The 19,892-nt window shown below is 65.5% G+C and carries 18 protein-coding genes and 1 pseudogene; 13 read left to right on the forward strand and 6 right to left on the reverse strand.

Annotated elements, in window-relative coordinates; translation table 11 throughout:
- Positions 1-168: 168 nt before the first annotated feature.
- Complete coding sequence (locus tag HNP52_RS21815; protein WP_184170812.1) at positions 169-2,979, reverse strand: winged helix-turn-helix domain-containing protein; 2,811 nt, start codon at positions 2,977-2,979, stop codon at positions 169-171.
- A 238-nt stretch (positions 2,980-3,217) separates the two neighbouring features.
- Between HNP52_RS21815 and HNP52_RS21820 the strand changes: the two genes are divergently transcribed.
- The 9 genes and pseudogenes from HNP52_RS21820 to HNP52_RS21855 all read left to right on the forward strand — a co-directional run bounded on the left by HNP52_RS21820 (position 3,218) and on the right by HNP52_RS21855 (position 10,953).
- Positions 3,218-4,015 (forward strand): type 1 glutamine amidotransferase domain-containing protein, encoded by a 798-nt coding sequence (locus HNP52_RS21820; protein WP_184170816.1) that lies wholly within the window; start codon positions 3,218-3,220, stop codon positions 4,013-4,015.
- Positions 4,016-4,105: 90 nt separating this feature from the next.
- Positions 4,106-4,840 carry an alpha/beta hydrolase gene (locus HNP52_RS21825; protein WP_221416617.1) on the forward strand — a complete coding sequence of 245 codons (735 nt, stop codon included), beginning with the start codon at positions 4,106-4,108 and terminating at the stop codon, positions 4,838-4,840.
- A gap of 77 nt (positions 4,841-4,917) precedes the next feature.
- Complete coding sequence (locus tag HNP52_RS21830; RefSeq protein ID WP_184170822.1) at positions 4,918-5,214, forward strand: putative quinol monooxygenase; 297 nt, start codon at positions 4,918-4,920, stop codon at positions 5,212-5,214.
- A gap of 7 nt (positions 5,215-5,221) precedes the next feature.
- Positions 5,222-5,512: pseudogene (locus tag HNP52_RS23205) on the forward strand (tyrosine-type recombinase/integrase); the annotation flags it as partial.
- Between the two features lie 457 nt (positions 5,513-5,969).
- Positions 5,970-7,874 carry an alpha/beta fold hydrolase gene (locus HNP52_RS21835; protein ID WP_184170825.1) on the forward strand — a complete coding sequence of 635 codons (1,905 nt, stop codon included), beginning with the start codon at positions 5,970-5,972 and terminating at the stop codon, positions 7,872-7,874.
- A 136-nt stretch (positions 7,875-8,010) separates the two neighbouring features.
- Positions 8,011-8,274 carry a hypothetical protein gene (locus HNP52_RS21840; RefSeq protein ID WP_184170828.1) on the forward strand — a complete coding sequence of 88 codons (264 nt, stop codon included), beginning with the start codon at positions 8,011-8,013 and terminating at the stop codon, positions 8,272-8,274.
- Between the two features lie 205 nt (positions 8,275-8,479).
- Positions 8,480-9,412, forward strand: coding sequence for a tetratricopeptide repeat protein (locus HNP52_RS21845; protein WP_184170831.1), 933 nt, complete (start codon positions 8,480-8,482; stop codon positions 9,410-9,412).
- Between the two features lie 50 nt (positions 9,413-9,462).
- The gene (locus HNP52_RS21850; RefSeq protein ID WP_184170834.1) at positions 9,463-9,801 is read left to right on the forward strand and encodes a hypothetical protein; all 339 of its coding nucleotides are present in this window, start codon (positions 9,463-9,465) and stop codon (positions 9,799-9,801) included.
- Positions 9,802-9,843: 42 nt separating this feature from the next.
- Positions 9,844-10,953, forward strand: coding sequence for a tetratricopeptide repeat protein (locus HNP52_RS21855; RefSeq protein ID WP_184170837.1), 1,110 nt, complete (start codon positions 9,844-9,846; stop codon positions 10,951-10,953).
- A gap of 326 nt (positions 10,954-11,279) precedes the next feature.
- On the opposite strand, the gene HNP52_RS21860 is transcribed toward HNP52_RS21855, so the two are convergent.
- The 3 genes from HNP52_RS21860 to HNP52_RS21870 all read right to left on the reverse strand — a co-directional run bounded on the left by HNP52_RS21860 (position 11,280) and on the right by HNP52_RS21870 (position 12,839).
- Complete coding sequence (locus HNP52_RS21860) at positions 11,280-12,095, reverse strand: NAD(P)-dependent oxidoreductase (RefSeq protein WP_184170840.1); 816 nt, start codon at positions 12,093-12,095, stop codon at positions 11,280-11,282.
- Entirely contained in the window at positions 12,092-12,556 is a 465-nt protein-coding gene (locus HNP52_RS21865; RefSeq protein WP_184170843.1) for a MarR family winged helix-turn-helix transcriptional regulator, read from the reverse strand. The genes HNP52_RS21860 and HNP52_RS21865 overlap by 4 nt, the downstream gene beginning before the upstream one ends.
- A 97-nt stretch (positions 12,557-12,653) precedes the next feature.
- On the reverse strand, positions 12,654-12,839 hold the full coding sequence (locus HNP52_RS21870) for a hypothetical protein (RefSeq protein ID WP_184170846.1): 186 nt from the start codon (positions 12,837-12,839) through the stop codon (positions 12,654-12,656).
- 943 nt (positions 12,840-13,782) lie between these two features.
- Between HNP52_RS21870 and HNP52_RS21875 the strand changes: the two genes are divergently transcribed.
- The 3 genes from HNP52_RS21875 to HNP52_RS21885 all read left to right on the forward strand — a co-directional run bounded on the left by HNP52_RS21875 (position 13,783) and on the right by HNP52_RS21885 (position 16,604).
- On the forward strand, positions 13,783-14,193 hold the full coding sequence (locus HNP52_RS21875) for a DUF2958 domain-containing protein (RefSeq protein WP_184170849.1): 411 nt from the start codon (positions 13,783-13,785) through the stop codon (positions 14,191-14,193).
- An 85-nt stretch (positions 14,194-14,278) separates the two neighbouring features.
- Positions 14,279-16,159, forward strand: coding sequence for a ParB/RepB/Spo0J family partition protein (locus tag HNP52_RS21880; RefSeq protein ID WP_184170852.1), 1,881 nt, complete (start codon positions 14,279-14,281; stop codon positions 16,157-16,159).
- A 214-nt stretch (positions 16,160-16,373) separates the two neighbouring features.
- On the forward strand, positions 16,374-16,604 hold the full coding sequence (locus tag HNP52_RS21885; protein WP_184170855.1) for a hypothetical protein: 231 nt from the start codon (positions 16,374-16,376) through the stop codon (positions 16,602-16,604).
- 3 nt (positions 16,605-16,607) lie between these two features.
- On the opposite strand, the gene HNP52_RS21890 is transcribed toward HNP52_RS21885, so the two are convergent.
- Both HNP52_RS21890 and HNP52_RS21895 read right to left on the reverse strand, forming a co-directional pair.
- Entirely contained in the window at positions 16,608-17,579 is a 972-nt protein-coding gene (locus HNP52_RS21890; protein ID WP_184170859.1) for an alpha/beta hydrolase, read from the reverse strand.
- A 500-nt stretch (positions 17,580-18,079) separates the two neighbouring features.
- Positions 18,080-18,955 (reverse strand): LysR family transcriptional regulator, encoded by an 876-nt coding sequence (locus tag HNP52_RS21895; RefSeq protein WP_311768531.1) that lies wholly within the window; start codon positions 18,953-18,955, stop codon positions 18,080-18,082.
- Between the two features lie 97 nt (positions 18,956-19,052).
- On the opposite strand from HNP52_RS21895, the gene HNP52_RS21900 reads away from it, so the two are divergent.
- The gene (locus tag HNP52_RS21900; RefSeq protein ID WP_184170862.1) at positions 19,053-19,877 is read left to right on the forward strand and encodes an oxidoreductase; all 825 of its coding nucleotides are present in this window, start codon (positions 19,053-19,055) and stop codon (positions 19,875-19,877) included.
- The last annotated feature ends 15 nt before the right edge of the window (positions 19,878-19,892 follow it).

A 19,892-nucleotide genomic window follows, 5' to 3' on the forward strand; every position in this document is an offset into this window, starting at 1 on the left:
ATGATGTCCGCTTTCCGGGGCCAGCGCTCAAAAAGCGGATAGGCAGCTAACGGCCCAAAGGCGGGCGGACCGCTTTCGGCGTAAGCTGTCAGACAGCTATGCGCCCTAACATCGGTCATTCGACGTCGGCAGCGCGATGCCCGTAAGCCGACCTTCCGCTCATTCTGACTAATCGGCGAGGAGGCTTCGGGCTTTGCGCAAATCTCGCGTTTCGAATTCATCTGCAAAACGTTCACAAATCGACGCCAGCGCGGCTCGCGCGTCTCGGGCCTCGAGGCGATCTTGGGGCAACGAAGCCAGGTCGATCGCCGCGCGCATCGTCCAGGCAATCGAGCCGCTCTTTCTGGCCGCTTCGAATGCCGCGACGAGTAATTCCCGCGCTCTGCCGTTGCGTTCCTGCGATCGCTCGGCTGCAGCCAGCAGACGAAGGAACTCGGACTTTCCCCAAGGGTCGGAACTCGTGTCAAGGACGTGCCGAGCGACTTCGGCGGCGTCGCCGGCCTGACCGTTCGCGATCATCGCATCCGCGATCATCGCATAACGCGCATCGTGCCGGATCTGGACCACGCCCGCGCGCACGCCGTAGAACGCGCTTCGCAGCCGTGCGGGATCGGGCTGCTCCCCGCGATAGGCGGCGAGCACCGCGGCATAGGTGTCGGCCACGGGAATCCACGCCGCGATGCCGTGGCGATAGATCGCGCGGCGCAGCGTCCCGATATGCGGGAGCACCGTGTCATATTCGCCGCACTGGACGAGCGTCCAGACGACGCCCTGCGCAAGGCAATGGACCAGCGTCAGGCCGTGCTCGACCTGCTGCGCGTCCGCCGCCGCCATTGCCGCGATGCGCAGCGCGTCGCGCGACCGCCCGGTCAACCAGCTGAGCGCGGCCAGCTGGATCTGGACGTTCATCTTCTGATGAATCTGGAATGTCGGTACCGCCCGCTCGGCCTCTCCGCGCATTTCCTCGAAAAGACGCTGGACCCGGCAATAGCCGGCATCGAAGTCGCACATGCGTATCTCATATTGCGCGCGCAGCTGTTCTTCTTCCCAGCGCGCCGCGGGGTGGCCCGCGCGCAGGGCGGCGATCCGCATCGACGCGAGTGCGTCGGCGACCTCGTTCGCGCGACCTCGCATCAGTTCATAGGTCGCGAAGGCGCCGAGGGCGCGGCATTCCGATTGCGGGTCCCCGGTCGTTTGCGCCAGCGCGATGGCTCGTTTGAACAGCGCGCTGGCCTGATCGGGATCGGTCGCGAGATAGGTGCTGACCGCGGCCAGCCCGACCACCAGTTTCAGTTCGAGCGACGCGTCGGTGCCGCCGAGCCGCCGGATCTCCGATAGGGCGAGTTCGCAATTGGCGCGGATTTCGTTGCCGAGCGACAGTTCGTGCCACAATGGCTGGCCGGCCGCGACCAGGCGGATTCCCAGCATCGGATCGGCCGACCGGTTCAGGGTCCATTCGATCGCCTTGCGCAGGTCGTGCATCAGCATGACGTACGAGGCGCGCCAGCTGCGTGGCGATGTTGTGGCCTGGTCCGCCGCGGCGCGGACCAGCATCTTCAGAACCCAGCGGGCGTGCGCGGCATGAACGACGACCGCTTCGTCGTGCCGGTCGAGCAAGGCCCTGGCAAAGGCACGGGTGGTGTCGAGCAGACGGTAGCCGGGTTCGCTGCCGCGATGCTCCACAACAACCATCGATTTCGATCGAAGCCCGGCGAGCGCATCGATGATCTCGATCGGTGAAAGGGCTGCGCCGGCCGCCACCTCCACGGCCGCTTCAGACCCGAACAGACCGGCAAAGACCGAACAGGCCCGCAATGTCGATGCTTCCTGCGCCGTGAGCAGCGAGTAGCTCCACTTGAGGGTTTCCAGCAGTGTCCGGTGCCGGCGTGGGCCTCCGCCGGCCTGCCGCCTGAGGGCCAACAGATTGTCGTTGAGTTCCGCCAGCGCGGTCGCGGCGCCACACGCGGCGACGCGGGGAGCGACGAGCTCGATCGCCAATGGCGATCCGTCCAGCTCGCGGCAGATCTGGACGAGCGACCGCGCATCGCCATCCTGCGGCAACCAGCCGCTTCTCTCCGACGCCCGGGTTACCAGCAGTCGCGGGGCGGCGTAGCGGAGGGTGGACGCGATCTCGTCGAAATGGTCGTCGGGCGGCACTGCGAGGGGCGCCAGCCACAACACGCGTTCGGAGCGGATGTGCAGCACCTCGCGGCTGGTCGCCAGAATGCGCAGATGCGCGGTTCGTGCGAGCAACACCTGGCAGATGTGCGAGACGGCGCTCAGCACATGCTCGCACGTATCGAGCACGAGCAGCATCCTTTGCTGGGCGAGGATCGAGAACAAGGCCTGGAGGCTGTCGCCGCCCGAACTCACACCAAGCGCCGCCGCCAGCGATGCAGCCACGAATTCCTCGCCGGTCACGCGCGAAAGATCGACAAAGGTCACCGCCTCCGCCGATCCGGTTGCGATGTCGTGCGCCACTGCTGCCGCAAGCGTCGTCTTGCCGACGCCGCCGGCGCCGGCGATGGTCACGAGCCGGTTTGCAGCGAGCAGGCCCTTGAGCCGAGCGATCTCCGCCTCGCGTCCGACGATGCCGAAGATTTCCGGCAGCGCCGCGCCGGCAACCGCACTATTGGCGAGCGTGTCACGGTCGCCCGCAGGATCTTCCGGGCTGAGCCAGTAGCCGCGCCCGACGACCGTATTGATGAACTCGCTTGTCGGAGCATAGCGGCGAAGCGCGCGACGCAGATATGCGATCGTGACTTTGAGATTGGCGTCCTGAACGAACGTGTCGGGCCATCCGGCCCGCATCAGGGCCCGCTTGGGGACCAGTTCGCCCTGCCGCTCGGCCAGCGCCAGCAGGATATCCATTCCGCGGCCGCCGATGCGGATCTCTTCGGTCCCGCAAAACAGCTTGCGGCGGATCCTGTCGAGATGGAACGGGCCGAACCCCACGATATGGTCTCGTCCGCCCACCATCTCGAGGAGACTACCTCCTTGCTAGGGCGGCCCTAGCCCGCTGTCGCCGCACCCTGAAAGGTATCACAGGCCTCTCGCCCTTCGGAAACCGAAAAAGGACGTCGGCAGATCTTTACCCCGTTTAACCCGACCGACTCGCGGTACTGGGTTATGCCGTCGTTCGTCGCAGCAGGATGGACCGCCAAATGGGCCTCCGCCGACCGGCCTGCGTCGCTATCGATCGAATGGAGGAAGGATCATGTCCAGAGGAAAAGTGCTCGTGGTCGGCTCCAACGCCACCCGGATCGAGATTCAGGGCGGCGGCACCGGGCCAACCGGCCAATATCTGAACGAACTGGTCGTGCCGGTGATGGCGTTGATCGAGGCTGGCTACGACATCGTGTTCGCGACGCCCAACGGCAGCAAGCCGTTCATCGATCCGGTGTCCGATCAGGCGGTGCACTTCGGCAATGACGAGGCCGCGCACAAGCGAGCGCAGGACTTCTTCGCCAGCCATCCGGCGATGAACGCCGTCATCACGCTGCGCGCGGTGATCGACGGCGGGCTGGACCAGTATCTCGCCTTCTTCACGCCCGGCGGCCAGGCACCGGTGGTTGATCTGATGCAAGACAGCGAGCTCGGTGAGATCCTGCGCCATTTCCACGCGCACGAGAAGCCGACTGCCTATCTCTGCCACGGCCCCATGGCGTCGCTCGCCGCGATGCCGCACGCACGCGAGTTCCGCGCCGCGCTGATCGCCGGCGACAATGCGAAAGCCGCCGAACTTGCCCGTGGGTGGCAATATGCCGGCTACAGGATGACCGTTTATTCATCGAGCGAGGAGCGGCCGATCGAAGATAATATTCTTCACGGCAAGCTCTACTTTCACATGCCCGAGGCATTGAACATCGCCGGAGCCGAGGTGGATACCGGTCCCGACTTCGCCCCGCATGTGATCGAGGATCGCGAGCTGATCACCGGGCAGAACCCGCGTTCGGATGAGCCGATCGCTAAGGCGCTTATCGCGGCGCTGGTGCGTGCGCCCGTCGATGCATGAGCCGCGACACCGACCGGACACGTCGCCGACGCGCGGCCGTACATTCGAAGCTGGAGACACTCGATGAAACACCTTTTGATGGGGATACTCATGACCCTTGCCACCATTTCGACTACCGCGGCCGAAGCCGCTTCGCCGACCAAGCCCGTCACGATCGTGCTGGTGCACGGCGCCTTCGTTGATGCGTCGGGCTGGAAGGCCGTCTACGACATCCTCACGGGCGATGGCTATGAGGTGCTGATCGTCCAGAATCCGACGATCACCCTCGAAGGCGACGTCGCAGCGACGAAGCGCGTCATCGCCGGAGCGACGCGGCCGGTGCTGCTGGTCGGCCATTCCTATGGGGGTGCAGTCATCACCGAGGCGGGTGTCGATCCGAAGGTGAAGAGCCTCGCCTACATCGCTGCCTTTGCGCCCGACGTGGGTGAGTCGGTGTTCGAACTCGCCACGCGCGCGGTGCCGGGCGAGAGCGGCCCGCCGCTGCTGCCGCCGAACGACGGCTTCATCATCGTCGATCCGGTGAAGTTCCCGACCTCGTTCGCTCCGGACGTGGACCCGGCGATCACGCGCTTCATGGCGGCGGCGCAGGTGCCATGGGGCCTCGGCGCGGTACAGCCCAAGCTCACCGTTGCAGCGTGGAGGAACAAGCCGGCCAGCTTCATGCTGACGACCGACGATCGCATGGTCTCACCGGTCACGCAGCGCTTCATGGCGACACGCGCGAATGCGAATCTGGTCGAGATCAAGAGCAGCCACGCGGTCATGCTTTCCCATCCGCGGGACGTCGCCCTCTTTCTCGAGAAGACCGCAGCCGCAATAAAATGACTTCCCCGGGAGGCTCGGGCAGTGTCCGAGCCTCTCCCGCCTACACCGCGCGGTGGACGTCATAGGGAGCGAGGCACGTGACAGGCCACGTCAAAACCGTCGCAGTTCTCACCGCCCGGCCGGGCAAGGCCGAAGCCCTGCGCGCATTGCTGGGCGGTCTGATCGAGCCCAGCCGCGCCGAGCCGGGCAATTTGCGGTACGACCTTTGGTGTGATCCCGCTGCGCCCGGTCGCTTCGTGCTTGACGAACTCTACATAGATCATGCCGCGATCGACGCGCACCGCTCCACGCCGCACTTCCAGCACTATCTCGCGCATATCGCCGATCTGGCAGACCGCTCGGCTTGGACAATGGATGCTGTAGACGTCGCCTGAACTCAGGCGCTTGCTACTGCTGACAATATGTCTTGGTCGCGGTGGCACGGTCCACGACTATGTTTTTCCGAGCCGCGTTTACCATGCCGGCCACCTCATCACGCGCCCAATACGCTCGACTTGTGGATGAGTGGTCGAGGAGATCGGACTTCGCCCGCGCTAAGTATGGCACAAACTGCTCCGGCGCACGAAGGCTTTGATTATCTGCAAGGCCACCTGCAACCTTCGCGCAATCCAGATCCTGCTGGGCCATACGAAGATCGAGAACACTGTCAGATACCTCGGCGTCGATATTGAGGTCTGGCAGAGGGAACAGAGATCTGACACTGAGCGGCCCATCCGCACTCAAGATGGGCCGCTTCCTCGCCCGACGGCTATGCGCCCCAATTACGGTCCTTCGAACGGTCCGCAGACCATCTTGAAAGCCGCCGTTCGCCAGCAACGGAATCCAGCGACATTTCTAGGTCGATGAAGACCGCCATCCTCGGCCGACATGAGCAAGCGGGCATGGTCGCAAACACTTCAATTCATCTAAGACGCCTTGAGGCTGGAAACTTCGAAGCGAAACGCTGATTGAGCGCTGCCTTCCTCACCTACATCGGAATGCCTTGCGGACGAATTATCCGTCTGATCGTCGGTAAGGGTACACTTCGGCCGGCGATATTGTGTCGACCAGGCATTCGCGGATGGACTTTGTTTAAAAATTTTGCCGTGATCCGTGGCGTTTGCCGACTGTCGAGATTTTCGGAGTTCCTATGTCCACCGGGCACGATCAGAACGACCGCAACTCGGCCCAGGCTTGGCGAGATGCTGCCCCGTCTGCGAGCCGCTTCCATGATGCGCTGCGGGACTGGATTGAAACGCCCGAGGCAATGATGGAGGCGGTGCGCAGTGGATCCGCCATCATTGAGCGAACGCTCGAGGCGGATTTTGGGGCCGAGGAAATGCGGGTCTATCCGCTGCTGCGCCCGGACAGCCTGGCCGCCGCGCTTGTCGATGCATCTGGCGAAGTCGTTATCGCCAGCACCGTGTTCGCGGCCGAAGGCGCTGCAAGCCATATCGACCTCGAGATCGTCAGCCAGGTGCTTCGTACTGGCCGGGGCCATGTCGCACCCGTTGCGGTTGAAGCGCCGGACGGCCAATTCGATCCCGCGATCTTCGCCTATGGCACCACCGCCGAAGCCGCTTCCTGGGTGCTTCCTCGGGAAATCCGAGCGCGCCTTGATCTCGTCGGCGACCATGTCGTGGTACTGGCGACAATCACAAGCCTCCGGGCAACGCCGCTCAAGGCGGCTTGCGAGACCTTCGGGCTGACGGGTCTCCAGACACGCGTCGCGATAGCGACGATCTGCTGCGGCACGATCAAGCAGGCGGCGGCCCAACTGGGTATATCCTATGATACCGCGCGGGAGAGCCTGTCCGAGGCGATGCGGCGCGCTGGTGTGGAACGCCTTCCTGCGCTCGTCACCAGCCTCGCCTCCTTGGCTTTCGGCGTCCTCCCGCAGAGCCCCGGTGTGCCCTTGCTCGAGGATATCTGGGGGCTTTCGTCGCGTCAGGCCGCACTCGCAGGACTGATCGCCGAAGGCTTGCCCCGCGAGGTGGCTGCGCGCCGCCTTGGTATGTCCGCCGCCGCGGCCAAGAAGGAACTCGATCGTATCTATGCCGGACTCGGCGTCTCCAGCGCCGCGGCGCTCGCGCGCACGGTGGTGGAAGCGCAGGCACTCTCCTGCACCACCGCCGCAACCCGAGGGCATGTCGCGCTTTCCCACGACCATGCCGAGCCGCTGCGGATGCTGCCGCGCGAGGACGGCAGCAGGATCGCCTGGAGCGACTATGGCCCCGCCTCGGGAAGGCCGGTACTGGTCGTCCATAGCAGCATGACCTCGCGCCCGGTCAGCCGCGGCCTGGTCGAGGCGCTCCAGGCCGAGGGTTGCCGACCGATTGCGATAGATCGACCGGGATTCGGCATGTCCGACCCCATTGCCGGTACCGAGCCGGGCAGGCACGATCCGTTCGCTGCGGCGGTGCCCGACGTGCTGCGGGTCTGCCGGAAACTGGGCATCGCAAAGATGGACGTGGTTGCGCGCGGCGGCGCGCAGCATGTGCTGGCGCTCGCTGATGCCGCGCCCGGCCTGCTCGACCGGGTGGTGCTGGTCAATCCCGATCCGCACACCGAGGAGATGGGTCGCCGCGCCGGTCCGCTCGGCGCGGTCAAAGAAGCCTATTTTCGCAACCCGCGCCTCGTCGCGATGATGGCGCGGCTCATATCGACGCATCTCACCCGGGAGCGGCTGCTGCGCATGATGGAGCGCTCCTTCGCCGGAAGCCCGCCCGACCAGAAGGCGTTGCGCGATCCGCAAGTTGTCACCGACTATTATCGCGCGGTCCGGATGTTCGCGGCGGGCAGGGTAGCCGGCTATGTCAACGAACAGATCGCGATGGCGACCGCGGCGCGCCCCTCCCCACGGGAGGATACACACCGCTGGTCGGTGATAATCGGCGAGCACGATACGCTCCACGATCCTGCTGATGTGCGCGCCTATTGGCGGGCAGTGCTGCCCGATGCGCGGTTCGTACACGCGGAAGGGGCGGGGCGATTGCTGGCTTTGGCCGAACCAAGTCGCGTCGCCAGGGCCTTGCACGAGATTTCGTTGCACTAGCCTCTGGTGCGCACGCCCAATCGACGGGGGATCTCGATACCCCACAAAAAGGGATGTGCGCATTCGCAGCGACGCAGCAGATTTCCCTCATCAACCGGACGCGGGAACCTGGCGCCCGGCAAGAGGAGGGAAGAGCATGCGTACCAAGCCCGTTCTGATCGCCGTCGCGTTCGCCGCGATTGCAGTACCGAGCGCTGCCTATGCAGGCGAACGCGTCTGGGGAAGCGGTGAGACGCGCACCTCGGCGATGGACGACGCCGAGCGCCGCGGCAGGGTCGTCGCAGCCGAGAAGCACACGTGCATCACCACCCATGCCACACCGCAGAATTGCACCCAGGATGCCGGCGGCTGGTCCTGCTGGGTCACGGTTGCGAATGAGCACGGAAGCTGCGCCAACTAAGGCGTCCCGACCAGCCGAATTCTAAAACCCCGCCCCGTGCCCGAGCGCACGGGGCAGCAGGACATTGATCATGCGACAGCATCGCAGCCTTCTTCTCGCCGGTCTTGCCGGTGGCCTTTTCTTGCTCGCAGGCGCGCCGGTCTCGGCGGTCCCCAACCCCGGCCCCCTGGCTCCGCAATCAGGCACGGCGTGGGGGATCACGGATTTGCAGTGGCGCACGCTCGCCGGCCCCGAACTGCGGCGCCTGGCAGGATTTCCCGGCTCTGCGCCCGCCGTGCTTGCCGCCGCGCAAAACGGCGACCCGCGCGCCATGGCGCTGATCTCGGGCGCCTATGCGACGGGATCCGGCGTGCCTCGAAACGACAGTGAGGCGTTCCGCTGGGCCCAGCGCTCGGCGGCGACGGGCTTGCCGCTCGGCATCCATGTTCTCGGCCTCGACTATTTCTACGGCACCGGCGTCTCGCCTGATCCGGCGCAATATCTGCGGCTGATTCGTCAGGCTGCCGATGCGGGGTCGATCGTCGCCGCGGGCGAATATGCCAAGGCGCTGTTCCGCGGCGAGATCACCGCGAAGGACTTGGCGGGGGCACTGCGCTACGCCAAAATCGGTGCGGAAGGCGGGATCGCAGAGAGCAAGATGCTCTATGGCACGCTGCTCTATGACCGCTCGCTGCCCGGCCGTAATCCGGCTGAAGGCGGCAAATGGATACGGGCAGCGGCCGCGGACGGCTATGACTTCGCCCGCAAAGCTGCTGCGGCGCTCGAGGCTCAGGACGGTTTCTCGGCGTCGGCGAAACAACTGTTCGTGTCGAACTTCGGCAACAGCCTGGTCGGTGCCCACACCGTGATTGCGGCGGCGGACGATCCCTGCGTCACCCAGATCGTCGTCGATCTGAACGGCACCACCGGATCCTTCCTCGTCAACTGGCAGGAGACGGTCGTCGCCAGCGCGGGCAATTCGTTCCTCAACCTGTCGGGCGCAATCCTCAACGGCACCCAGCGGGCGGGGGGCGATGTCCGGAATAGCCTCGGACTTTCGCTCCACCGCGACCAATCGGACGTTCCCGAGGAACAGGACCGCATGTCCGACCTAGCCTCCGCGGCAAAGCAGGTGTCCGAAATCTGCCATGCGCTTTGAGGCCGCCGGCGCGCATGCGGCGGGTGACGAAGACAAAGGAGAATATGGCAATGCGAGCGAAGATGATCATCGGCACGGCCACAGCCTTCCCGCTGTTGGTCGGTGCACTGCCGGCCGGCGCGCAGGGCGGCAACCACGGCTATTGCTATGTCTATGGGCCCGACATGAAGACCGTCTATGTCTCGGACCCCTATCCGGTCCCGAGCGGCCCCGACATGTCCTTCCAGCAATTTGGCGACTATCTCGGCAAGAACCAGGGTGTCACCAAGCGGCCGGGATGCGATTCCGGGTATAATGGGCGGGCAGTTGCCACTCAGGCGCGCCAGAATCGGATCACTGAAGCGCGGCAACAGGGCATCAGAGTTGTTGAGGTGCGCTGGCCGCTTTGACGCAGAGTGACGGCCGGACTGCGCTCGCTTGGGGTTGGGTTTATGATCAGGACCGTCTGTATCGTTTTCGCGTTGCTGGCCAGCGGAACCGCCGCCGCACAAGGTCGTATGTCGGACTATGTGCGCGGCATTTACGAGGAGCGTTGCCTCAAGGAGGACGTCTCGGCGTGCCGTGAACTACTGGCCGAGGATTTCGGTGTGCTCGCTGCAACCCGGGCTCGCGCGCTAGCGGTTCGTGGTCAGGCCTTTATGCGGCACAACGCGATTGCCGATGCGGCTGCCGACTTCGCCAACGCCCTGAAGATCGCCGAAACCCCGCAGGACCCGGCAATGGCCAAGCTGGACGCGGCGCGCGGCGTTTCGAGCCTCACGCCCGAGTGGCGCAGCATGGTACAGGCAAGACTGGCCGAAGCGCTGCTTCGACGCACCGATAAGGCCAATGCCGGTGCCGCGGTGGAAAAGGCGATCAAGCTCGATAGCCGCAATGGCTATGCCTATTCGATCCGTGCACGATTGAACGGCAGCGACCAGCAATGGCCGCCCGCGCTTGCTGACTTCGATCGGGCTATAGAACTCGGGATGGCGGATACGGCCGAGCGGGCGCTCACCCTTTACCGTCGGGGTCTCGTCCGCGGCGCGCTCAAACAACCGGCCGAAGGTCAAATCGACGATTTCACGGCGGCATTGGCTGCTGACCCGGGTCTTTCGGCCGCCTTGGAAGGCCGTGCGCGCGTCTATCAGGATCTGGGCCGGCACGAAGAAGCGTTGCGCGACTATGACGCGCTCACATTGCGCGAGCCCAAATACGCCGTAGGCTTCAACGCCGGATGCTGGACCCGAGCCGCCTATCTCAAGCGCGAATTCGACAAGGCCCGCGAACAGTGCGACCATGCGTTGGCTCTGGCGGCTGAACCCAATACCTATGACAGCGCCGGTCTGGTCGCCCTTCAGCAGCAGCGATGGCAGGATGCCTGGGCGCTTTACGACAAGGCGGTCAAGGGCGATGCCAAGATGGCGTCCGCACTTTATGGGCGTGGAATCGCCGCCAAACGCCTCGGTCGCGTGGCCGAGGCTGAGGCGGACCTCGCCGCTGCCATGCGCATGGAAGCGCAGGTTGCGGCGAACTACGCGTCTTATGGACAGGCACCGTAGCGGAGGGTGGCTGGCTCTCAGGGGCCTCGGTTTAACTGCGCCTGACTGGTTCGAAAGCCGCCGACCCGATAAGCTAACATTAAATGTCGGCTATACCCGCCGAAGCACCAAATAGCCGACAGACCGTTCCCGGCCCACTTCTTGCCGTTCGCTGCCGCCCAGTGCGGCACCCGAGATCAGCCGTTAAATTGCCTGGACGGCTCCTGGATAGGGCCCGGCAGCGCGGCGCTCTTTAGCTTTCCGACGGCGTAGGGAAGGCGCCCTTGGCGGGTCTGGGGAAGTCCGAGCAGGTTCCAACCAGCTGAGTCTTGCTCGCTTGCATGCCGTCAGAGCAACTGCTGCTCAGCCGCGTGGAAGACGGTCCGGACCGTCGGCCGGAAACCGAGACTGCGCGCGAGCGCGGTATCGACCTGCATGGCCCAGGGCTCGGCCAGCGGCCGGGCTGATGCCGTCATCTCGCCCCGGCTGAGTGCAATCAGGTCGAGCATCGATGCGGGGACGTCGTCCGCAATGTTGACGACATGTCCGTCGAATCTACCGTCGAGAGCCAGCGCCATCGCCGTTGCGATATCGCGATGGTGGATCGTGCTCATCCGCATCGCGGGATGCCAATTCGCGGACAGTAGATGCGCGGGCAGCTCTTCGAGATGCCCATCGCCATCGCCGTAGACGAACGGGAACCGCACCACCGTCCAGGTCAGTCCGCTTTCGCATAACGCCCGTTCTGCGGCCACCTTGCTCGCCGGATAAGCCTGTGTCGGGGCGACGGCATCGCTCTCGCACCCTGGTCGCGCCTGGCTCTTGTCATAGACGTTGCTGGTGCTGGCGAGGATGAACCTGGCGTGCGGCGCATGGGCGCTAGCCGCCGCCATCAGGTTACGCGCGCCATCGAAGTTACTCTTCCAGATCAGCGCCTCGTCCCCTGTGCGAAACACCGCAGCCAGGTGGATGATCGCGGTCACGCCCTCTACCGCCCGGGCAAGCGACTCGGTATCGAACAGGTCGCCTTCTACCGCATGCGCGCCGGCGGGCTTCGGTCTTCCGCCACGAACCATCGCCCGGCAATCATAACCTGCTTCGAGAAGGCGCTGAAGAAGACGCGAGCCTACAAGCCCGGTGGAACCGGTGATCAGGATAGTCATGGGATGCGTTCCCTCTTTGTGAAGGCGTCCAGCCGTTCCGTTGCGAGACGCAGCACACGTACGGCGGCTTCGATATCGGCGTCGCTGACACCGCCAAAGGCAGTCTCATTAATGACTGTGGAAAGCTCCGGAAGGGTGTCCCACAGCTCCATGCCGGTAACCGTCATGCGCAACAACTTGCGACGCTGGTCCGCCTCGTCGATAACCTGCTCAACCCATCCCTTGCGAACAAGTGCCCTGACAATGACCGTCAGCGTTGAGCGCTCGATCTGGAGAAGCCGCCCCAGATCGCGCTGCATGGTGGGACCATGATGGACGAGCTGGTGGAGAATATACCACTGCGTCGATCCCAGCCCGGATGGCCGCAGCATGGCTTCCATCGCCGCGCGCGCCGCGAAATAACAGCGCTTCGCCCATGCTCCAGCTGCCCCATGATGATCTTCGATTATTCTGCTAGCCATCTAGCTAAAATGCTAGACAGCTAGCGGATTGTCAATCCGTCGGAGCTTGTCGCTGCGAGGGCTGCTGCTCGCCGCATTGTCGAACGGGATGCCGGCCTTATTCCTCGCGATCGCTTTGTTTGATCGCGATGCGCAGCACGCTGATGCCCATGTCCGGGTCTTCGTCGATCGGTCCTTCGGGGTGCCCGTCCGATGACGGCAACCTCATCCGCATACATCGCCTTCGGACTCTACTGACCGGCGGCAATTTCCAGGAAATCGACGGGAAGTCGATCGTGAGCATATTCGCCGCCTCACCCTGGCTGGAGCAGGTCTGAGATCGGGGATCGCGCGGATGCGCGACGCCGAGCTCAAGATCCTGGCGAGCGACGATCTCCTCAAGAGCGGCTGGGCCAGATTCACGCGCTGGCTCGACGAGCGGCTGGGCGTTCCAGACGCGCCTACATGATCGTTCGCGAGGGCCCGGACATCGATTGATTATCTCTAGATATTCGGATGGGCGGAATGACGAGCGGGCTAGCAGCCGGTCTCGCTTTCAGATGGGTATTCTGATCTTCCCGGTGGGCCGATCCTTGGTCGAATAATTCGAAGAGGGGAAGGCCTTCCCCTGACGCCGAACCCTTTGGTTTCGGCCTACCCCTTCAGCGGGGCCAAGCCCGGCAACGCCCGGCAAGAAGCGGAGCGGGGCTGAGTACGCACACTGCCGGTGCTGCGCACCGGACAGGGTGCGGTGCTTGATCGCGGCCCCGCGGCACTCCGGCGACGCGGACGGGCGGCGCGCCCGGTTTCGGCGCGGACGACCTGGCGCCCGTCCGTCGCTCGAAGCCCGGTTCGACGCCGCTGATCCGCCCGCTCTGCCGGTGGGCCCGCCTTTGTTGGGCGGCTGCGCCGCCCGGGAGATGCGGGCGCCGCCGGCGCGGCGGCGTTGTTCGTGTCGCTCCCGGAAGCGGGATGGTCGGCGCTCCCGTCTAGGCCCGCCGCGGGCGGCGGCAACCGGCGCTGCGCGCCGGTCCTCCACTTCGTTCCGGCCCTTCGGGTGCCTCCGTCCGCCTGGAGCGGGCCTCTCTCGTCGCTGTCGCCGCCCACCCCGCTTCCGGGGTGCGGTGTGCTTTGAGGACAGGGAGGCGGACGATGGCGACCAGAGGCAGGGGGGATCGTGACAGGGCCAGGTCGGACGGACAGGCCATCGAAGCCGCCAGGGCGCCGACACCGGTGGAGTTTGCGGCATGATCGTCCTGCCCGATGCGCTTCGCGCTGCGCTGCTCGCCAGTGGTGCCGAGCGGCCCGCCGATCCGGTGCCGCTGCTCAAATTGTTCAACCCGCTGGGACCTGCGACCTGGCTGGCGACCGAGCTGGACATGGACGGCGATACCTTGTTCGGCTTGGCCGATCTGGGGTTCGGCTGTCCCGAGCTGGGCAGTTTCAGCCTGCATGAAATCGGCGCGGTTCGCTTGCCCTTCGGGCTGGGCATCGAGCGCGACCGTCATTTCGAGGGTGGGTTCCCACTCTCGGTCTACGCCGAGGCCGCCCGCCAGAGCGGCAGCATCACCGAAAGCCCGCAGGCGCTGGAACGCGCCGCCGCTGCGCTTCGCCAGCGCCGCCGAGACGATCCCGAGCTTCCGCCACGAGGCGGTTGACGCGCGCGCCCGTTTCGGCGCGCAAGCCCGGCTCCGTCTCCCCGGAACTGGCGACGGGGCCGGTCCACCACGGAAGGATGGACCCATGGAACTGACTCATATCCCGCTCGGCAAGCTCCGCATTGCCGCCGTCAACATGCGCGACGGCAAGAAGCCGCCCGACATCGCCGATATCCTGCCTTCGGTGTGCGCGCGCGGCGTGCTCGTCCCGCTGATCGTGCGGCCCTTGGCGGAGGCGCCCGATGCGGAGGCGCCCGACCTCTTCGAGATCGTCGCGGGGCGCCGCCGCTATTTTGCCGCGAGGACCCTCGCCGAAGAGACGGGCGCGGCGTGCGAACTACCTTGCACCGTGATCGCGCGGGGCGACGATGCCGCCGCGCTGGAGGCCTCGCTCATCGAGAATTTCGCGCGCGAGAACCCGCACGAGGCCGAGCTTTGGGCGAGCTTCACCAAGCTGGTCCGCGAAGGCCGAACCCCCGACGAACTGGCCGCGACCTTCGGGTTTTCGGAACGGCAGGTCGCCCAGATCCTCGCGCTCGGCAACCTCATGCCGCGCATCCGCGACCTGTACCGCGCCGAGAAGATCGACGTGGCGAGCGTCCGGTTCCTGACCATGGCGACCAAGGCACAGCAGCGCGAATGGCTGGCGATCCTCGCCGACCCCGCGTGCCACGCACCGACCGGGCACCAGCTGCGCCAATGGCTGTTCGGCGGCCAGTCGATCTCGACCGAGCATGCGCTGTTCGACCTTGCCGGTTATCGCGGCACCATCGTCGCCGACCTGTTCGGGGGGCAGGGCTATTTTGCCGATAGCGGCCAGTTCTGGGAGGCGCAGCGCGTAGCGGTCGAGGAGAAGCGGCAGGCCTATCTCGCCGATGGCTGGAGCGAGGTGGTCGTGCTCGAGCCCGGCCAGCACTTCAACAGCTACGAACATCAGCGCACCCCCAAGCGCAAGGGCGGGCGGGTCTATATCGCGCTCAGCCCGCGCGGCGAGGTCGTGTTCCACGAAGGCTATCTGACTTACAAGGAAGCCCGCAAGCGTGCCAAGGGCGAGGAAACGGGAACGGGCGAGCGGCCCGCGCGTGCCGAACTCACCATCGCGCTCGGCAATTATGTCGACCTGCACCGCCATGCGGCGGTGCGCGCCGCGCTGATCGACCGGCCCGCCGTCGCGCTGCGCCTGCTGCTCGCCCATGCGATCTCGGGCTCGCACCTGTTCCGAATGAGCGCCGATCCAGCGCACGCTGCGAACGACGCGATCCGCGCCAGCGTCGCGGCGAGTGAGGCGGCGGGCGTGTTCGCCCTGCGGCAACAGGCGGCGCGCGTCGTGCTCGGGTTCGAGGACGAAGGGGCGATAGCCGGGGCGGGCGAGGGCGGCACTGCCGCGATTTTCGTGCGGCTGCTCGCGCTCGACGATGCTCAAATCCTTGCGATCCTCGCGGTGGTGATGGCCGAGAGCATGGCGTCGGGAAGCGCGGTGGTCGAAGCGGCCGGGCATCATCTCGGCCTGGGTTCGGCGGCGCATTTCATGCCCGACGACTGCCTGCTCGACCTGCTCAAGGACCGCGAGGTGCTGGTCGAAATGATCGGCGAGGTTGCCGGCGCGGAGGTCGCCAAGGCCAATGCGGGAGAGAAGATCGCGGTGCTGCGCGCCCTGCTGCGCGATTGCCTGTCGGGCGCCAATGGCCGGACCAAGGCTAAGGACTGGGCGCCGCGTTGGCTGGCGTTCCCGCCTGCCCATTATACTGCGCGCGGCGGCGCCAATGCGGTGCGCAACTGGGAGCGGGTCGCCGCGTCGTTCGCGCCCCAGCCGGTCGTGGGCGGGGTCGATGGCGATGGCGGAGCGCCCGCGTCCGAGGGGCTGGCGCCGACCGGCGCCGGAGGCCCGACGGAGACAGAGCGGGAGCCCGCCGCACCGGCGGGCGAGGACGCATCCGAGCGCGATCTCGACCGGCTGGTTGCCTGAATCGAAGGGCGAGTGGCGGCCTGGCCGCCGCCCGCCTGGGCTCCGAAATTTCGCCGCGCACCGCCGCCCGCTGGGCGCCGGCGCGCGGCCTCTGTCATGCCGTCCTCGCCGCCCGAGCGCGGTGCCGAGCGTTCTCGCGCGTCATGATATGGTATGAGCGCGACGCATGTCGGGAGGGCGACGCAAGGGAGAGGATGCGACATGCGGGGCCGGCATGATGCCGGTCGTGCCGGGCGGGTTGCTGGCGCGATCGGGCCTCTGCACGGTCGGCGAGCCTGCCGAGACCTTGGGCGGCGTCGCGACGATGCCGGCCGAGACCGGGCCGGAACCGCGAGGCCGTGCCGCCGATATCGGCAGCTTCGTGCACAAGGCAGTGGTTCAGGCGCGCTCCGCTACAACATATTCAGGCACGCGGCAGCGCTCTGCGGATGACATTCCCGTCTGACTCTCAGCCGAGCCCCTGGGCCTTTGCCCAGGTGACGAACATATCCTTCCAATGCCGTGCCGGCTCTCCAGCCGGGCCCGGCAGGCCGAGGCCATGTTGGCCAGAAGTGAACAGGTGCGTCTCCACCTGGACGCCCGCCGCCTTCAGAGCGGCACGCATCTCGATGCTATTCTCGACCGACACCACCGTATCGTCCTCGGCATGGGCCATGAACACCGGCGGCGTGCCGGCGGAGACGTTATGAGCGGGGCTGCGCGCGCGCTGCGTCTCGGGTGTGGGGTTCTGCCCCAACAACATGTCGCGCGACCCGCCATGGGCGAGCGGGGCATGCATGGACTGGACGGCGTAGATGGGGGCAGCGATCGCCGGCCGCGCGCTCAGCCGGTCGGCGGCGTCGATCGGATCATAGACCTTCACGTCATATCGGGTGGCGAGGTCGCCGCAGACGTGACCGCCCGCGGAAAAGCCCATCGCTCCGACCTTTTCGGGATCGAAGCCATACACCGCCGCACGCGAACGGATCAGTCGCATGGCGCGTTGCGCGTCGGCCAGCGGCACATCCGCGCGGTTCGACCAGCCCTCGCCCGGCAGGCGATAATAGAGGACGAAGACCGTCCAGCCGCGTTCGGCGAGCCAGGGCCCGATCTGATAGCCTTCGACGTCGATCATGATCACCGAGTAGCCGCCGCCGGGCGTCACCAGCAGAGCTGCGCCATTCGGCCTGGAAGGTCGGAACACTTTCATGCGGGGACGGGCGATGCCCTTGACCATCCGGCCATGGCGCTCCTCCGTCCCGGTCTCGATCACCTGCTCGACCGGCAGGGCGGCGGGCGCGCCAGGCGGCGTGCCGGGCCAGAGGTCGATCTCCTCGGCCGGATATGCGGGCCAGGTGCCGTCCTGCCGTGCTGCACGTGCTTCCGTACCAAGCAAGCTCGTAGCCAATCCTGCCAGCAGCGCTTCACGGCGGTTGAACATGGCAATCCCTCTCCTTCGTCCGCAACGATGATCAGCGGAATGATGGTGATGTCAAAGCTTGATCGAAATTGAGCTGGCCTTTGCGTCCGTGGAATCGTCGGCGTCCATGGGCCACGTTCACGAAAGGGTCGTTCCGGAATAATCCTGTAAAACCAAATTTTTGACCCTTGATTGCCGTGGGCGTTGCCTCGGGACGGACTGGTCGCACGCAAGTCGATCACCATTAGATAGAGGTTCAGTCTCCTTGTACTTTTTGCACTTGCGAACGCTATCGCTGCATTGCACAAGAAACTGCCTTTCAGGCATCCTCTCCCAATACTTTCAGGCCGGCGCCGCGCCGGCCTTTCTCTTTGGGCGCGCGGGCCATGATCGGAGGCCTGCCTCGGCGGTCGACTTGTCTCGCCGATCGAGAAGAATTGGAGCGGTGCCGCTGGTGGCATGTTCCGGTTGCTGCTGTCGGGTCGGACGAAAGACGTCCGCGCACCGGATTGACGGCGCCGTCATGCGGTCGCGTTCGCGAGATGGTCGGATACCGTCGAGATGAATGCGCGGAGACGTTCAAGACGCCGTAGGTCCCGGTGGTACCCCATCCAAATGTCTCGCGCCGGCGGCGGCTTCGGCGGCTCCAGTCTGCGAATACCCGGGATCTGGTCGCCGACCAAGCGGGGCAGGACCGCGATGCCGACGCCCTGCCTGCACATGCGTGCCTGGACGTTGCGGTTGTTCGATCGCAGGACCGCTCTCGCGTTGGGAAAGCTCTCGGTGAGCCACGCGATATCGGGGAAATGGCCCGTGGAGGTGTCATGGGTGATCAGCCGGAAACCGGCCCCGTCGCCATATTTGGGATCAGCGGCCTCCTCGGCGATATAGACACCGTATTCGAGCCGGAAGAGCCGCCGCTGAACGACATCGGCGGTGTCGAATGGAACGATGCGGAATGCGATGTCGGCCTCGCGCTGCGCAAGGTTGAACAGGCGTGTGCCGGTCAGGATCTCGACATCGACATTGGGGTAGGCTTTCGAAAAATCCGCCAGGACAGGAGGGAGGACATAGGCCCCAAACCAGTCCGCTGACGAAATGCGCAGACTGCCTTTGAGGTTCTGCTCCTGCCCCGCAAGCCGGCGCTCCATGGCCAGCGCGCCTTCTTCCATTTGCTCGGCCAGCGCGATGATCCCATGGCCCTCTTCGGTCAGAACCAGACCGTCCGCTGTACGCTGGAAGAGCGTGTGACCGATCGCTTGCTCGAGTGCACGAAGGCGCCTGCCGACGGTCGGATGGCTTGTCTGAATCGAACGGGCCGCGCCGCCAAGCGTGCCGGATCGCGCAACCGCGAGAAAGATCCTGACGTCACTCCATTCCATCGCGGCCGCCCACACAAAAATGAACGCCGAGAATACAGATATGTCAGTTCAAGAACAAATCTAAACACCTAGATTCCAGCCCTCGTCTGAACGCGGTTTGGAGGAATAGGTTGTGAAAACATGGCTCATTACGGGTTGCTCGAGCGGCTTCGGCCAGCGGCTGGCGCGCGCTGCGGCACAGCGCGGCGATCGCGTGGTTGCGACGGCCCGCGACGTCTCGACGATCGAGAAAATGGCCGAGCCTTTCGGCGGCCGCATGATCACCTTGCCGCTCGACGTGACCGATGCGGCGGCAGCGCAGGCAGCGGTCGCAAAGGCGGTCGAGACCTTTGGCGGGTTCGACGTGCTCGTGAACAATGCCGGCTACGGACTGTTCGGCGCCATCGAGGAAGGTACGCCAGAGGAATATCGGCCGATGTTCGAGGTGAACGTCTTCGGTCTGATCGAGACGACCAGAGCTGCTCTGCCTTTCCTGCGACGCTCCGGTGGAACGATCGTCAACATGTCGTCGGGCGCGGGAATCGCGGGCGGCGGCGGCGGCGGATATTACAACGCGGCCAAGTTTGCCGTGGAAGGGATTTCCGAGGCGCTCGCCGGCGAGCTGGCGCCGTTCGGCATTCGCGTGCTGATCGTCGAGCCTGGCCCGTTTCGCACCGATTTCCTTGGCCGTTCGATCACGATCGCCGCCAACGAGATGCCGGAATACGCCGCGAGTTCGCGCAAGCACTACCGCGAGACCAACGACGGCAATCAGGCGGGGGACCCCGACAAGGCCATCGCGGTGATCCTGCAGGCGGTCGATGCCGATGATGCTCCCCTGCATCTGCCGCTCGGCCCGGTCGCGCATGCGATCGCCGAGCGAAAGCTGGCTGCCTTCCGCAGCGATATCGACGCCTGGCGCGACATCTCGATCGCCACGGATTTCGACCAGCCCTGAGCGCTGGTCAAGGCA

Origin of the sequence: Sphingomonas kyeonggiensis, from assembly GCF_014204495.1 — a bacterium.
GTDB lineage: Bacteria > Pseudomonadota > Alphaproteobacteria > Sphingomonadales > Sphingomonadaceae > Sphingomonas > Sphingomonas kyeonggiensis_A.

Bases quoted from the DNA above. Each gene is read 5' to 3' on its own strand.
- HNP52_RS21835 (WP_184170825.1), top strand. From the start codon at position 5,970: ATGTCCACCGGGCACGATCAGAACGACCGCAACTCGGCCCAGGCTTGG.
- HNP52_RS21865 (WP_184170843.1), bottom strand. From the start codon at position 12,556: ATGGCTAGCAGAATAATCGAAGATCATCATGGGGCAGCTGGAGCATGG.
- HNP52_RS21840 (WP_184170828.1), top strand. From the start codon at position 8,011: ATGCGTACCAAGCCCGTTCTGATCGCCGTCGCGTTCGCCGCGATTGCA.
- HNP52_RS21885 (WP_184170855.1), top strand. From the start codon at position 16,374: ATGATGCCGGTCGTGCCGGGCGGGTTGCTGGCGCGATCGGGCCTCTGC.
- HNP52_RS21870 (WP_184170846.1), bottom strand. From the start codon at position 12,839: ATGCTCACGATCGACTTCCCGTCGATTTCCTGGAAATTGCCGCCGGTC.
- HNP52_RS21825 (WP_221416617.1), top strand. From the start codon at position 4,106: ATGACCCTTGCCACCATTTCGACTACCGCGGCCGAAGCCGCTTCGCCG.
- HNP52_RS21880 (WP_184170852.1), top strand. From the start codon at position 14,279: ATGGAACTGACTCATATCCCGCTCGGCAAGCTCCGCATTGCCGCCGTC.
- HNP52_RS21890 (WP_184170859.1), bottom strand. From the start codon at position 17,579: ATGTTCAACCGCCGTGAAGCGCTGCTGGCAGGATTGGCTACGAGCTTG.
- HNP52_RS21855 (WP_184170837.1), top strand. From the start codon at position 9,844: ATGATCAGGACCGTCTGTATCGTTTTCGCGTTGCTGGCCAGCGGAACC.
- HNP52_RS21850 (WP_184170834.1), top strand. From the start codon at position 9,463: ATGCGAGCGAAGATGATCATCGGCACGGCCACAGCCTTCCCGCTGTTG.
- HNP52_RS21820 (WP_184170816.1), top strand. From the start codon at position 3,218: ATGTCCAGAGGAAAAGTGCTCGTGGTCGGCTCCAACGCCACCCGGATC.
- HNP52_RS21875 (WP_184170849.1), top strand. From the start codon at position 13,783: ATGATCGTCCTGCCCGATGCGCTTCGCGCTGCGCTGCTCGCCAGTGGT.
- HNP52_RS21815 (WP_184170812.1), bottom strand. From the start codon at position 2,979: ATGGTGGGCGGACGAGACCATATCGTGGGGTTCGGCCCGTTCCATCTC.
- HNP52_RS21860 (WP_184170840.1), bottom strand. From the start codon at position 12,095: ATGACTATCCTGATCACCGGTTCCACCGGGCTTGTAGGCTCGCGTCTT.